The sequence below is a fragment of the Pseudomonas azotoformans genome (genome assembly GCF_900103345.1).
Lineage (GTDB): Bacteria > Pseudomonadota > Gammaproteobacteria > Pseudomonadales > Pseudomonadaceae > Aquipseudomonas > Aquipseudomonas azotoformans.
Map to the genome: position 1 here is coordinate 280,482 of NZ_LT629702.1, position 13,039 is coordinate 293,520.

General features: G+C 62.2%; 14 protein-coding genes. 11 read left to right on the forward strand and 3 right to left on the reverse strand.

Annotated features, from left to right (window positions below; all coding sequences use genetic code 11):
* The first annotated feature begins 23 nt into the window (after positions 1–23).
* Positions 24–446 (forward strand): ANTAR domain-containing protein, encoded by a 423-nt coding sequence (locus tag BLR69_RS01345; protein WP_071495072.1) that lies wholly within the window; start codon positions 24–26, stop codon positions 444–446.
* Here BLR69_RS01345 and dkgB read toward each other — a convergent pair.
* Positions 443–1,258, reverse strand: coding sequence for a 2,5-didehydrogluconate reductase DkgB (gene dkgB / locus BLR69_RS01350; protein WP_071495071.1), 816 nt, complete (start codon positions 1,256–1,258; stop codon positions 443–445). The two genes, BLR69_RS01345 and dkgB, sit on opposite strands and share 4 nt — an antisense overlap.
* Before the next feature lie 187 nt (positions 1,259–1,445).
* Between dkgB and BLR69_RS01355 the strand changes: the two genes are divergently transcribed.
* From BLR69_RS01355 to BLR69_RS01380, 6 genes are all read left to right on the forward strand, one after another.
* Positions 1,446–2,084 (forward strand): TetR family transcriptional regulator C-terminal domain-containing protein, encoded by a 639-nt coding sequence (locus BLR69_RS01355; RefSeq protein WP_010211286.1) that lies wholly within the window; start codon positions 1,446–1,448, stop codon positions 2,082–2,084.
* Positions 2,085–2,235: 151 nt separating this feature from the next.
* Positions 2,236–3,027, forward strand: coding sequence for an enoyl-CoA hydratase/isomerase family protein (locus BLR69_RS01360; RefSeq protein ID WP_071495070.1), 792 nt, complete (start codon positions 2,236–2,238; stop codon positions 3,025–3,027).
* Positions 3,028–3,054: 27 nt separating this feature from the next.
* A complete protein-coding gene (locus BLR69_RS01365; RefSeq protein ID WP_071495069.1) occupies positions 3,055–4,215 on the forward strand; it encodes an acyl-CoA dehydrogenase family protein in 1,161 nt (386 codons plus the stop codon).
* A 17-nt stretch (positions 4,216–4,232) separates the two neighbouring features.
* A complete protein-coding gene (locus BLR69_RS01370) occupies positions 4,233–6,341 on the forward strand; it encodes an acetate--CoA ligase family protein (RefSeq protein ID WP_071495068.1) in 2,109 nt (702 codons plus the stop codon).
* The gene (locus BLR69_RS01375; protein ID WP_071495067.1) at positions 6,331–7,938 is read left to right on the forward strand and encodes a 5-guanidino-2-oxopentanoate decarboxylase; all 1,608 of its coding nucleotides are present in this window, start codon (positions 6,331–6,333) and stop codon (positions 7,936–7,938) included. The genes BLR69_RS01370 and BLR69_RS01375 overlap by 11 nt, the downstream gene beginning before the upstream one ends.
* Before the next feature lie 9 nt (positions 7,939–7,947).
* A complete protein-coding gene (locus BLR69_RS01380) occupies positions 7,948–8,646 on the forward strand; it encodes an NAD(P)H-dependent oxidoreductase (protein ID WP_071495066.1) in 699 nt (232 codons plus the stop codon).
* A gap of 15 nt (positions 8,647–8,661) precedes the next feature.
* On the opposite strand, the gene BLR69_RS01385 is transcribed toward BLR69_RS01380, so the two are convergent.
* Positions 8,662–9,732: a 3-deoxy-7-phosphoheptulonate synthase gene (locus BLR69_RS01385; RefSeq protein WP_071495065.1), complete on the reverse strand. Its 1,071-nt coding sequence runs from the start codon at positions 9,730–9,732 to the stop codon at positions 8,662–8,664.
* 607 nt (positions 9,733–10,339) lie between these two features.
* Between BLR69_RS01385 and BLR69_RS01390 the strand changes: the two genes are divergently transcribed.
* Both BLR69_RS01390 and BLR69_RS01395 read left to right on the forward strand, forming a co-directional pair.
* Positions 10,340–11,089, forward strand: a complete 750-nt coding sequence (locus BLR69_RS01390) for a carbon-nitrogen hydrolase family protein (RefSeq protein WP_071495064.1) — start codon at positions 10,340–10,342, stop codon at positions 11,087–11,089.
* Entirely contained in the window at positions 11,090–11,521 is a 432-nt protein-coding gene (locus BLR69_RS01395) for a GNAT family N-acetyltransferase (RefSeq protein WP_071495063.1), read from the forward strand.
* 36 nt (positions 11,522–11,557) lie between these two features.
* Here the strand turns inward: BLR69_RS01395 and BLR69_RS01400 are convergent, their stop codons facing one another.
* The gene (locus tag BLR69_RS01400; protein ID WP_076955226.1) at positions 11,558–11,797 is read right to left on the reverse strand and encodes a DNA-binding protein; all 240 of its coding nucleotides are present in this window, start codon (positions 11,795–11,797) and stop codon (positions 11,558–11,560) included.
* An 82-nt stretch (positions 11,798–11,879) separates the two neighbouring features.
* Between BLR69_RS01400 and BLR69_RS01405 the strand changes: the two genes are divergently transcribed.
* Positions 11,880–12,245 carry a helix-turn-helix domain-containing protein gene (locus tag BLR69_RS01405; RefSeq protein WP_058427132.1) on the forward strand — a complete coding sequence of 122 codons (366 nt, stop codon included), beginning with the start codon at positions 11,880–11,882 and terminating at the stop codon, positions 12,243–12,245.
* Between the two features lie 151 nt (positions 12,246–12,396).
* Positions 12,397–13,038 carry a response regulator transcription factor GacA gene (gene gacA, locus BLR69_RS01410; RefSeq protein WP_076955225.1) on the forward strand — a complete coding sequence of 214 codons (642 nt, stop codon included), beginning with the start codon at positions 12,397–12,399 and terminating at the stop codon, positions 13,036–13,038.
* Position 13,039: the final 1 nt, after the last annotated feature.

The following is a 13,039-nucleotide window of genomic DNA, read 5'->3' on the forward strand; positions in this document are numbered from 1 at the left end:
CACTGCCTGCCCAGGGGTTCGCCATGCCAAACAAAGCACTGACTGTCCTGATTGCCGATGAGCAACACCTGCAACGCCTTTATATCGAAAAAATGCTCAACCAGTTGGGTTATCACCGGATCGTACCGGTGCAGACCTTCGAAGAGGTCCAACTGCTCACTGCCATCCCGGCGCAACCGTTCGATGTACTGATCATCAACGCTGGCCTGGCGATCCACACCTGCGGTCCTCAACCCCAGGCGCATCATGTGCTGGTCTACGATCACCTGGATCTGGGCCTGTCCGCCGACGCAACGCCGACGGTGCTGGTGAGGCTGCCCGGCGTGCCGGACAGCGTCAACCTCGAACACTTCATGGATATAATCGACCCACCCGCGGCCGCCTCAGGCCTGCGCGTACTGCCTTGGCTGCGAGAGTTATCCCGCACGCCTGTGGCTGGGGTTTAGTCCCACTGGGGGGCGATGCCCTTGGGGCTGGTCAGGCGATGGCTGCGCTCCAGCTCGGCAATCTGCGCCAGGTCGGCAGGGCTCAAGGTCAGCTGCATGGCCTTGAGGTTGCTTTGCAGGTTGGCGCGCTTGGTCGACGATGGGATGACTGCGTAACCCAGTTGCATCGCCCAGGCCAGTGTCACTTGCGCCGGGGTCGCCTGATGGCGCTCGGCGATTTGCTGGATCACCGGGTCCTTGAGCACTTCGCCGTAGGCCAGGGTCATGTAGGACGTGATCTGGATACCGTTGGCGGTGGCAAAATCCACGACCTTGCGGTTTTGCAGGTAGGGGTGCAACTCGATCTGGTTGGTGGCGATATTCTCCGCACCTACCGCCGCAATCGCTTGTTTCATCAGGTCGACGGTGAAGTTGGAAATGCCGATCTGGCGGGTCAGACCCAGACGCTTGGCCTCCAGCAACTGGCCCATGAACTCGGCGACAGGCACCTGGTCCTCCGGTGAGGGCCAGTGGATCAGAGTCAAGTCCAGATAGTCGGTTTTCAGTTTGCGCAGGCTCTCGCGCAGGCTTGGAATCAACAGGCCTTCGGCAAAGTTGGCGATCCAGATCTTGCTGGTGATGAACAGCTCATCGCGTGCTATGCCGCTGTCGGCAATGGCCTGGCCGACGTCGGCTTCGTTCTCGTAGATTTGCGCGGTGTCGATGACGCGGTAGCCCAGCTCGAGGCCGGTGCTGACGGAATCGATCACCACCTGGCCTTGCAGACGAAAGGTGCCGAGGCCAAAGGCCGGAACGTTTTGCTTGGTGGACATCAGTAACTCCTGAAGGGGGGTGAACAATGGAGTCGAGTATCCGCCCGTCGTTCCTTCGGAAAAACCGTCGAATTCGAAAAGGACTCTTTACCGCAGATCACGAATCTACTGGGGCTGGATGGGTGTCGCCGGGCTATCGCGACTGATGTAGAGTCGTGCTGCCTACTCAACCCAAGGAAATCGCCGCATGACCCAGGAATCCCGTTTTTCCCGGATGGACCCGGAAGTGCGCAAGGCCAATCTGGTCCAGGCCACGCTCACCTGTCTCAAGCGTGATGGTTTCCAGGGCGCGTCGATTCGCAAGATCAGTGCCGAGGCCGGGGTGTCGGTGGGGCTGATCAGCCATCACTATTCGGGCAAGGATGAGCTGGTGGCCGAGGCCTATCGCACCATCACCGACCAGGTCATGAGCCTGTTGCGTGCGACCATGGCCAAGGCGCCGCCGAACCCTCGGGAGCGCCTGTCGGCGTTGTTCCGGGGCTCGTTTTCCGCCGAATTGCTCGACCCGCACCTGCTGGACGCGTGGCTGGTGTTCTGGGGAGCGGTAAAGACCGCACCGGCGATCAACCTGGCGCACGAGCATTCCTACGGCGAGTACCGCACCATCATGCGCTCGGCCCTGACCGACATGGCCAGGGAGGAGGGCTGGAAGCACTTTGACGCCGACCTCGCCGCCATCGGCCTGAGCGCATTGCTCGATGGGTTGTGGCTGGAGTCGGGGCTCAACCCCGGCACGTTTACGCCCGAACAGGGCATCCAAATCTGCGAAGCCTGGGTGGATGGCCTGCAGGCGGGCGGTCGCCAGCGTTATCAGCTCAAACCCTGAGCCTGCTCCAGCCGCCTGAACGCAAGGTTCAGGCAGGCGGTTTTCCCTTCTGAAAAAATTTGCAGTTTGCTGATTGCCTTCTTACTGAACACTTGTTTAGTATCGCTTCATGTCGCACCCCTCAGGCCAAATAAAACAATTCGAGGAAGCCATGACTGCCGATTCGCCCGTGCTCATTCATGTACACGCCGGCGTTGCCTGGATCACCCTCAACCGTGGCCCGCAGCGCAATGCCCTGGACATTCCTACCCTCAAGCACTTGCACGCTTTGCTCGATGCCCTCAACACCGACGCCGCTGTGCGCGTGGTGGTATTGACCGGCAACGGTCGCAGTTTCTGCGCCGGTGCCGACCTGGCCGAGTGGGCGGATGCCGAAGCTCGCGGTGCCCTCGAGTCCTACGGCTGGACCGAAACCGCCCATGCGCTGATGACGCGCCTGCACACCCTCGATAAACCTGCGATTGCCGCGATCAACGGAACCGCCGTCGGCGCGGGCATGGACCTGGCCTTATGCTGCGACCTGCGCATAGCGGCCCAATCGGCGCGCTTCAAGGCCGGTTACACCAGCATGGCCTATTCGCCGGACGCGGGCGCCAGTTGGCACTTGCCACGCTTGATTGGCAGCGAACAGGCCAAGCGCCTGCTGTTCCTCGACGAGCTGTGGAGTGCCGAGCGCGCCCTGGCAACTGGCCTGGTCGGCGAAGTCGTTGCCGATGATCAGCTCAATGCCCACACCACCGAACTCGCCGCACGCCTGGCCAACGGCCCGACGTTCGCCTTCGCCCAGACCAAGACGCTGATCCGTGAAGGCGCCGGGCGCAGCCTGCCCGAACAGTTACAGGCCGAACTGGCTGCCGGCCTGTTGTGCGGGCGCAGTGCCGATGGCGCCGAGGCCTTGCGCGCGTCCATGGAAAAACGCCCGCCGACTTTTTGCGGCCAGTAACCCCACTTCCTCCGAGCAGGTAGCGCCATGCATTTCCAACTCAGCCAAGAACAAGACATGTTGGTGGACGCGGTACGCAGTTTTGTTGCCAAGGAATTGTTGCCCCATGAGGCGGCGGTGGACCGTGCCGATGAGGTCTCCCCCGAGCTGGCCGCGCAGATCCGTGACAAGGCCATCGCTGCCGGCTTCTATGCGTTCAACATGCCGCAGGAGGTGGGGGGCGGCGGCCTGGACTACCTGTCCCAGGCCCTGATCGAGCGGGAGTTGTCCAAGGTCTCGTGGGCGCTGCATGTGTTTGTCGCGCGCCCATCCAAGATTCTCATGGCGTGTACGGGCTCGCAGATTGGCGACTACCTGCTGCCGTGTGTGCAGGGCAAGAAGATCGACTGCTTTGCACTGACCGAACCCGGCGCCGGTTCCGACGCCAATGCCATCAAGACCCGCGCCGTGCGCCGTGGCGATGACTTCGTGATCAACGGTAGCAAGCACTTCATCAGCCATGCCGGGCACGCCGATTTCGCCATCGTGTTTGCGGTCACCGATACCTACGAACACAACGGTCGCCAGCGCAACGCCGTGACGTCGTTCCTGGTGGATCGTGGCACGCCCGGCATGACCATCCGCCGCGGCCCCAAGTGCGTGAGCAACCGGGGTTATCACACCTATGAAATGTTCTTCGACGACTGCCGCGTCCCCGCTTCCAAGGTACTGGGCGAAGTGGGCAAGGGCTGGGACGTGGCCAACGCCTGGCTCACCGCCGGTCGTGTGATGGTGGCCGCCAACTGCGTCGGCCAGGCCCAGCGTGCATTGGATGTGTCGCTGCAATGGGCGGCGGACCGCAAGCAGTTCGGCCAGCCCATCGGCACCTATCAAGGCGTGAGCTTCAAGCTGGCGGACATGGCCACGCAGATCCGCGCAGCAGAACTGCTGACCCTGCACACCGCCTGGAAGATGGACCAGGGCAGCATGACCGATGGCGAGGCCGGCATGGCCAAGCTGTTTGCCAGTGAAACCCTGGGCAAGGTCGCCGACGAGGCGGTGCAGATCTTCGGCGGCATGGGCCTGATGGATGAAGGGCCGGTGGAACGTATCTGGCGCAACGCGCGGATCGAGCGGATCTGGGAAGGTACCTCGGAAATCCAGCGCCATATCATCGCTCGTGAACTGTTGCGGCCGCTGTTGCGCTGATGGCGCGGAGAACGCTTATGTCCCAGGCTAATCGCGACAACCTCAAGCGCCTGTTGGCGCCCCGGCACCTGGCTTTCGTCGGCGGCCGCAGCATGGCCCGTGCGCTCAAGCGTTGCGCCGAAGGTGGTTTTATCGGGCCGATGTGGCTGGTCAACCCGCAGCATGACAGCCTCGATGGCATCCCCTGTGTACGCCGCGTGGCGGATTTACCCTGCGGGCCGGACGCGGTGTTCATCGCCACCAACCGCGAACTTACACTGACTTGCGTCGGCGAACTCTCGGCTATCGGTACCGGCGGCGCCATTTGCTACGCCTCAGGGTTTGCCGAGACCGGGGCCGATGGCGCCGTTCTGCAACAGCAATTACTAGATGCAGCGGGTGAGATGGCCGTGCTTGGCCCCAACTGCTACGGCCTGCTGGACTACCTGCACAACGCTGCGCTGTGGCCGGTGGCCCATGGCGGCAAGACGGTGGAGAAGGGCGTGGCGGTGCTGACCCAGAGTGGCAACTTCGCCTACAACCTGTCGATGAGCGACCGTTCACTGCCGGTGGCCTACATGGCATCAGTGGGTAACCAGGCGCAGTTGGGCGTTGCCGAACTGATGGAGGTGCTGCTCGATGAACCGCGCGTCACCGCCATCGGCCTGCATCTGGAAGGGTTGAAGAATGTGCCGGGGTTTGCCCGCGCCGCCCACAAGGCCCTGGAAAAAGGCATTCCGATCATCGCGCTGAAAACCGGCGTGTCGCAGATCGGCGCCGAGCTGGCCTTGAGTCACACCAGTTCGCTGTCCGGCTCCGATGCGCTGTACGACAGCCTGTTTGCACGCTTGGGCGTGATCCGCGTGAGCGGGCCGGTGAGTTTTGTCGAAACCCTCAAAGCGGCGGCATGCGGCAACCTTCCTGCGGGTAACCGCCTGATCGCGCTGGCCTGTTCTGGTGGCGATGCGGGGCTGATTGCCGACTATGCCGAGCGCAACCATCTGGCCTTGCCAGCGCTCGATGCAGGCCAGCGCTGTGAACTGGCGCAGGTGCTGCCCAGCTACGCCAACCTGGTCAACCCGCTGGATTTCACCACGGCCATCTGGGGCAACCGTGAGGCCCTCGGCGCCATGCTCGACAGCGCCCTGCGCACTGAGGCCGATGCCGCGCTGTTGGTGTTGGATTACCCGGCCGAGTCCACGGGTGAGCGCAAGGAGTGCGACCTGCTGCTGGAGCTGTTTTGCAGTGCGCTTGGCCGGCATGGCAAGACCGGGTTTGTCACCTCGGCCTTTCCCGAGTTGCTGCCGGCCCATGCCCGCGAGCGCCTGCATGCCCAAGGCATCGCGGCGCTGCAAGGCGTGGAAGACGCACTGGCGGCGTGGGGGCGGATTGCCGGTTACCAGAGCAATCGCCGCGAGCTGCTGGAGCGCGGCGAATCAATCCTCGAACCGCTGTGCCCGAAGGCTCTGCAAGGCAGCGGCGAGGCCCTCGACGAGTGGGCTTCCAAACAAGCCTTGCGCGCGTTCGGCCTGACCACGCCAACCGGAGTGTTGAGTACTCCGGCCAGGGCGATCAGTGATGCCGCGGTGGTTGGTTATCCCTTGGTGCTCAAGGCGGTCAGCGCGCAGTTGCCGCATAAAACCGAAGCCGGTGCGGTGGTGCTGAACCTGCAAAACGGTATGGCGCTGACCGCTGCACTTGAGCAGATGCGCGAGCACATCGCCGCTTATGCGCCGAATGTCGCGTTCGATCAACTGCTACTGGAGTCGATGGCTGCGCCACCTTTGGCGGAGTTGATCGTGGGCATCCAGCGTGAAAACGAGTTTGGCCTGGCACTGGTCATCGGTGCCGGTGGCATCCTGGTGGAGCTGCTCAAGGACAGCCGCAGCCTGCTGTTGCCCACCACCGACAGTGCCATTTGCAATGCGTTACTCAGCCTGCGCAGCGCCCCGTTGCTGCAAGGTTTTCGCGGCCGTGACGCGGCGGATATGCAGGCATTGGTCGCGGCCATTCGGGCGGTGGCCGACTACGCCTGCGCCAACGCGGGGCAGTTGCTGGAGCTGGATGTGAACCCATTGTTGGTCAGTGCCCAGGGCGCTACGGCGGTCGACGCATTGATACGTCTAGGAGATGAGCATGCACGATAACGCGATGACCGGTGGCCAGGCCCTGGTGCGGTTGCTGGCCAATTATGGGGTGGATACCGTGTTCGGCATTCCTGGTGTGCATACACTGGAGCTGTATCGCGGCCTGCCCGGCAGCGGCATTCGCCATGTGCTCACGCGCCACGAGCAAGGCGCCGGTTTCATGGCCGACGGGTATGCGCGGGTCAGCGGCAAGCCGGGGGTGTGCTTTGTGATCACTGGGCCCGGTGTGACCAATGCCGCCACCGCAATCGGCCAGGCGTATGCCGACTCGATTCCGCTGCTGGTTATCTCCAGCGTCAACCACACCGCCAGCCTTGGCAAGGGCTGGGGCAGCCTGCACGAAACCCAGGACCAGCGGGCGATCACCGCGCCGATCACGGCGTTTTCGGCGGTCGCACTCAGCGCCGAGGATCTGCCCGAACTGATCGCCCGCGCCTATGCGGTGTTCGACAGCGAGCGACCCCGCCCGGTGCACATCTCGGTGCCGCTGGACGTGTTGGCGGCGCCGATCAAGCGGGACTGGAGCGATGAAGTGGTGCGCCGCCCCGGTCGCGGCGTGCCGTCTGCGCAAGCCTTGGACCAGGCGGTGGCCAAGCTCGCAGCGGCCCAGCGGCCCATGATTATCGCCGGGGGCGGTGCACTGGCGGCAGGCGAGGCGTTGCAGCGTTTGAGTACGCAGTTGGCTGCGCCGTTTTTCACCAGCGTGGCCGGCAAAGGGTTGCTGCCGCTCGATCACCCGTTGAATGCCGGTGCCACCCTGTGCGTCGAGCCTGGCTGGCAACTGATCAGCGAGGCCGATGTGGTGCTGGCGGTGGGCACGGAAATGGCCGATACCGATTATTGGCGCGAGCGTCTGCCCCTCAACGCCGAGCTGCTGCGGGTGGATATCGACCCGCGCAAGTTCAATGATTTCTACCCCTGTGCCGTGGCGCTGCGCGGCGATGCCAACCAGACGGTGCTGGCGTTGCTGGAGCGTTTGCCAACCGTGTCAGCTGACGCGCAGACGGCGACCAAGAAGGTCGCGGCATTGCTCCAGGCCGTTGAGCGGGGACACGGCCCGTTGCAGTCCACCCACCAAGCGATTCTTGACCGCATCGAAGCCGAACTGCCCGCCAATGCGTTCATCAGCAGCGACATGACCCAACTGGCCTACACCGGCAACTACACCTACCGCAGCCGCGCACCGCGCAGCTGGCTGCACCCCACCGGCTACGGCACCTTGGGTTACGGCCTGCCGGCGGGCATCGGTGCCAAGTTCGGCGCGCCGCAGCGGCCGGGCCTGGTGCTGGTTGGCGACGGTGGGTTTCTCTACACCGCCCAGGAACTGGCCACCGCCGTGGAGGAATTGGACAGCCCGCTGGTGGTGCTGTTGTGGAACAACGACGCACTTGGCCAGATCCGCGACGATATGCTCAACCTCGACATCGAGCCTATTGGCGTACTGCCGCGCAACCCCGACTTTGCGCTGTTCGCCCAGGCGTTCGGCTGCACCGTAAACCAACCCCACAATCTGGATGAATTGCAGACGGACCTGCGCAACGCTTTCCAACGCAATGGCGTGACCCTGATCGAGCTGAAACAGGCCTGCGCTGTTTGAGGAACTCCCATGAAGGTTTTGATTGTTCACGCCCATCCCGAGCCGCAGTCGTTCACGGCGGCCCTACGTGATCAAGCGATCGCCACGCTGCAAGGCCAGGGGCACAGCGTCAAGGTCAGTGATTTGTACGCCATGCAGTGGAATCCGGTGGCGTCGGCGGCGGATTTTTCCACGCGGGAAAACCCCGATTACCTGGTGTATGCCCTGGAGCAACGCCTGGGGGTGAAGAAACAGTCGATAGCGGCGGATATCCAGGGGGAGCTGGACAAGCTGTTGTGGGCCGATCTGTTGATCCTCAACTTTCCGATCTTCTGGTTCTCGGCACCGGCCATGCTCAAAGGTTGGATTGACCGCGTGCTGGTGTCGGGCGTGTGTTATGGCGGCAAGCGCTTTTACGATCAGGGCGGGCTGGCCGGTAAGCGGGCGCTGGTCACCGTGACCCTGGGCGGGCGCGAGCATATGTTCGGCGAGGGCGCGATTCATGGGCCGCTGGAGGACATGTTGCGACCGATCCTGCGCGGCACGCTGGCGTATGTGGGCTATGAGGTACTGGCGCCGTTTGTGGCGTGGCATGTGCCGTATATCAGTGCCGAGGCGCGGCAGGATTTCCTGGTGGAGTATGAGCGGCGGCTGCAAGGGCTGGCGCATGAACAGCCCTTGGTGTTTCCGAAACTTGAGCAATTTGATGAGGCGCTGTACCCGCTGTAGCAGCGCCCTGGTCGTTCAGCCTTGTGCGCGCAAACGCTCGGCAGCGCTACGCAACAACTGCTCGGTGGCATCCCAGCCCAGGCAGCCATCGGTCACCGACACGCCGTACTTCATCGATGCGCTCAACGGCTGGCAGCCTTCGAACAGGTGGCTTTCAAGCATCATGCCGATCAGCGACGTGTCGCCCTGCAAGCGCTGCTCCAGCACGTCGTTGAACACTGCCGGCTGACGCAGTGGGTCCTTGCCGCTGTTGGCATGGCTGCAATCGACCATGATCCGCGCCGCCACCTTGGACTTGGCCAGGTCGTGTTTCACCTGCGCCACGCTTTGCGCATCGTAGTTCGGCCCACGGTGACCGCCACGCAGTACCAGGTGGGTGTCGGGGTTGCCCGGGGTCTGGATGATCGCCGGGTGGCCCTGGCTGTCGACGCCGAAGTGACGGTGCGGGTGGCACGCCGAGCGCATCGCGTCGCAGGCAATCGCCACGCCGCCGTCGGTGCCGTTCTTGAAGCCTACGGGCATGCCCAGGCCACTGGCCATTTCGCGGTGGATCTGCGATTCGGTGGTGCGTGCGCCAATCGCGACCCAACTGAGCAGGTCATCGAAGTAGCCGGCTGCCATGGGTTGCAGCAGCTCGGTGGCGACCGGCAGGCCCAGGCGCAGCATTTCGCGCATCAGTTCGCGGGACAGGTTGAGGCCGGCGGCCATGTCGTCGCTACCGTCCAGGTGCGGGTCGTAGGCCAGGCCTTTCCAGCCGATGGTGGTGCGCGGTTTTTCGACGTAGGCGCGGATCACCAGCAGCACCTGGTCGCTGACGTCGAGTGCGAGCTTCCTCAGGTTGCGGGCGTATTCCATGGCCGACTCCGGGTCGTGGATCGAGCACGGGCCGACGATCACCAGCAAACGTGAATCCTGGCCATTGAGGATGGCGCGCACGGCGTGGCGATGGGCGTGGACTTGTTCAGTGAGGAACGGGCTAAGCGGCAGCTTGAGCTTTAAATCAAGCGCGCTGGGCAAGCGCTGGGTCAGGGCTTCATTGGCGCTGGTCAGGGCAGAAACGGGCAGAGCGGCGGTGGCAGAGTTCATATTCAAGGCTTCCTGGACAAGCGGCGGGCGGTTCCCGCGCGCCTGGCCCTACTGGGGTGTTCGACAATGGGCCGTATTGGCTGAGTGTGTTGGCTTGCCACCCATAGGTGACCGATCGGAGGCGGCAGGCTGTCCCGAGCGGAGCTGGCTAAATCGCCATGCGGTGGAAGTGTCGTAGCGGTAATAAGTGGCGTAGTTCATGTCGTGAGTCCTTTAAGTGTTCGTCAAAAAATAGTGGGGCCTGAAAAACAAAACCCCCGGTCGGGGAGCCGACCGGGGGTTTGGATTTCTCTGGTAGGCGACCCCTTGAGTAGTGGGCGCCGATTTCAGGTATCAGGCGCGCCAGTGGCTAAACCAATACCCAAAATAAAAGCTGACCAGTGCGCTCGAACCGTTCACACGGGTAGCCGATACCGAGCGCGGGGCGCTGGCAGCAGGGCAAACCTGAGGGATGGTGAGTTGCAACATGGTGTGTCTCCAAATGATGGGGGGAGCTTACTAGAGGCATGCAGGAGGATTCAATCAGTAATTTCTATTGCGCGGGGGTACTGACCGCTATCGACCGCGATATGCTTGTCACACCTTGGATGATTGCTTGGACGCGACCATGACTGCCCTGACCCTTGCTGCTGCTCAATCTGTTTCCATCGCGGGCGACGTGCCGGCCAATATCGAGCGGCACTTGGCCCTCATGCACGCGGCGGTCGAACATGGCGTGCACGTGCTGGTGTTTCCTGAACTCTCGTTGACCGGCTATGAACCGTCGCTGGCGGCCAAATTGGCGATTGTTCCCGAGGACGTGGTGTTGGTGCCGCTGCGCGAAATGGCACGGGAATTGGGCTTGACCGCGGTGGTCGGCATGCCGATCCGCCTGGCACCTGGGGCAGGTGTGCTGATCGCTGCGCTGGTGTTGGGGGCCGATGGTTCTCTTGCGGTGTACACCAAGCAGCATCTGCATCCTGGCGAAGAAGCGGCGTTTGTCCCGGGGCAGGGTGGTGCGGCGCTCGACATTGGCGATGACCGAATTGCGCTGGCGGTGTGCGCGGATTTCTCCCACGCCAGTCACCCGCGCCAGGCGGCTGAGGCGGGCGCTACTGTCTACGCCTCCGGTGTGTTGATCAGCGAAGGCGGCTATGCAACAGACAGCGCGTTGCTCCAGGGCTATGCGGCCGAACATCGCCTGTTGGTGTTGATGGCCAACCATGGCGGGCCATCGGGTGGCTATGTATGTGCCGGTCGCAGCGCCATTTGGGCCGCCGATGGCCGTTTACTGGCCGCCGCTGCGGGCCTGGGTGAGGCGTTGGTGATCGCCCGCCGCGAGGGTGCGGCGTGGGCTGGTCAAGTGGTCGCGCTGTAAATGGCGTTTCACCTGCGCGCCGCGGCGGACCAGGACTTGCCGTTCGCCCGAACCCTGACCTTCGAGGCCATGAGTCGCTATTACCTGCAATACGACCTGGTATGGTCCAACGAGGGCTTTGATGTCGCCTGGGCGGGCCGCGAAAACTGGCTGATCTGCAACGACGAGGCCGTGCTGGGTTTTATCAGCCTGAGCCGCGACAGCCGGGCGCTCTACATCCGTGAGTTGCATATGCTCGCGGCGTGCCGCAGGCAGGGCGCGGGCAGTTGGGTATTGCAGCAGATGGCACTCAAGGCCCAGGCGTTGGGGTTGCTGCGTCTGACCGTGTTCAAGACCAACCCGGCCCGCAGGCTCTATCAGCGCATGGGATTTAGCATTGTCGGTGAGGAAGACTGCTTCTGGCGCATGGAACGTATCTGTCCATCAAGCTAAACCATGCGCTCAATCCTAATAAGCGCATACTGGTTTTCAGGAGACGACTTCCTGACCTATGTTTTGGTCATCAGCCTCAGAAAGGATGACCCCTTCTTTCATGCCCAGAAGGACCGCTACCTTATGGGCCTCTCCACGCCGTCCCTTTTTGCGCCCCGCGAGCACTTGATAGGTGGTTGCCGGATCAACGCCATGTTCACGGGCGAACGCTTGAACTGACTTTCCTTGATGTTCCAGCCAAGCCTTGGCTTGTGCGGCAGTGCGGATTCCGGGCATAGTTCAAAACCGTTCAAGTTTGTTTAACAACGAGATGAGTGTGTCACCTCTTGGGGTGTGCCAAATAGGATCATGCATCCAAATGAGTGGAATCGGTTCGCGTTTGAGGCAAGAAAGGGAGCGACTTGGGCTGTCGCAAAAAGTGTTTGGTGAAATTGGAGGCGTTGAAGCCAACGCACAAGGTAAATACGAAAGTGGAGGGCGGGCGCCTAAAGCAGACTACTTGTCGCGTGTCGCCGAAAAAGGTGTGGACGTGTTGTACGTATTGACCGGTATTGCCACCCCCATTCAACTGGATAACCTGAGCCAGATTGAAGAAAAGGTACTGGGTGACTACCGCGCAATGTTCAAGGAAGACCAGGCTGCGATCCGCCGCTTGACGTCTACCCTGGCCGAACATTCAGCTTCGCTGAATGGAAAACCCAAGCCGCAGCCCCAGGATTCCTGACCTGCTGCCCAACAAATAGAGCCGTTCACCCTAGGGCGGACGGCTTCTGTGTGTTCAAACTCTATATATATGACGCTTGCAGCTAGGTCTGCGCCTTGGTTTTTTGCTAAGGTGTTCAGCAACCTATAAGACCATATCGCGAGGTGTCTGCTTGATTAGGGTGCTAGTAGTCGATGACCATGATCTCGTTCGTACAGGCATTACACGAATGCTGGCTGACATCGATGGCCTGCAAGTAGTCGGCCAGGCCGAGTCCGGGGAAGAGTCCCTGATCAAGGCCCGGGAGTTGAAACCCGATGTGGTGCTGATGGACGTCAAGATGCCCGGTATCGGCGGTCTTGGCGCCACGACCAAGTTGTTGCGCAGCCACCCGGACATCAAGGTCGTGGTGGTGACCGTGTGTGAAGAAGACCCGTTCCCGACGCGCCTGTTGCAAGCCGGTGCGGCCGGTTACCTGACCAAGGGCGCAGGCCTGGCCGAGATGGTGCAAGCCATTCGCCTGGTGTTTGCCGCGCAGCGTTACATCAGCCCGCAGATCGCCCAGCAACTGGCCATTAAATCCTTCCAGCCCACCAGCGACTCGCCGTTCGATGCGCTGTCTGAGCGGGAGATCCAGATTGCCTTGATGATCGTCGGCTGCCAGAAGGTGCAGACGATCTCCGACAAGCTGTGCCTGTCGCCCAAGACCGTCAACACCTACCGTTATCGCATTTTCGAGAAGCTCGCCATCAGCAGTGATGTTGAATTGACCCTGCTCGCGGTGCGCCACGGCATGGTCGACGCCAGCGCCTGAC

What these genes read in the sequence shown, in the direction of transcription:
- BLR69_RS01385 (WP_071495065.1), bottom strand. Translation starts at nt 9,732, where the DNA reads ATGAACTCTGCCACCGCCGCTCTGCCCGTTTCTGCCCTGACCAGCGCC.
- BLR69_RS01375 (WP_071495067.1), top strand. Translation starts at nt 6,331, where the DNA reads ATGCACGATAACGCGATGACCGGTGGCCAGGCCCTGGTGCGGTTGCTG.
- BLR69_RS01365 (WP_071495069.1), top strand. Translation starts at nt 3,055, where the DNA reads ATGCATTTCCAACTCAGCCAAGAACAAGACATGTTGGTGGACGCGGTA.
- BLR69_RS01370 (WP_071495068.1), top strand. Translation starts at nt 4,233, where the DNA reads ATGTCCCAGGCTAATCGCGACAACCTCAAGCGCCTGTTGGCGCCCCGG.
- BLR69_RS01355 (WP_010211286.1), top strand. Translation starts at nt 1,446, where the DNA reads ATGACCCAGGAATCCCGTTTTTCCCGGATGGACCCGGAAGTGCGCAAG.
- BLR69_RS01380 (WP_071495066.1), top strand. Translation starts at nt 7,948, where the DNA reads ATGAAGGTTTTGATTGTTCACGCCCATCCCGAGCCGCAGTCGTTCACG.
- dkgB (WP_071495071.1), bottom strand. Translation starts at nt 1,258, where the DNA reads ATGTCCACCAAGCAAAACGTTCCGGCCTTTGGCCTCGGCACCTTTCGT.
- BLR69_RS01345 (WP_071495072.1), top strand. Translation starts at nt 24, where the DNA reads ATGCCAAACAAAGCACTGACTGTCCTGATTGCCGATGAGCAACACCTG.
- BLR69_RS01400 (WP_076955226.1), bottom strand. Translation starts at nt 11,797, where the DNA reads ATGCCCGGAATCCGCACTGCCGCACAAGCCAAGGCTTGGCTGGAACAT.
- BLR69_RS01395 (WP_071495063.1), top strand. Translation starts at nt 11,090, where the DNA reads ATGGCGTTTCACCTGCGCGCCGCGGCGGACCAGGACTTGCCGTTCGCC.
- BLR69_RS01405 (WP_058427132.1), top strand. Translation starts at nt 11,880, where the DNA reads ATGAGTGGAATCGGTTCGCGTTTGAGGCAAGAAAGGGAGCGACTTGGG.
- BLR69_RS01360 (WP_071495070.1), top strand. Translation starts at nt 2,236, where the DNA reads ATGACTGCCGATTCGCCCGTGCTCATTCATGTACACGCCGGCGTTGCC.
- BLR69_RS01390 (WP_071495064.1), top strand. Translation starts at nt 10,340, where the DNA reads ATGACTGCCCTGACCCTTGCTGCTGCTCAATCTGTTTCCATCGCGGGC.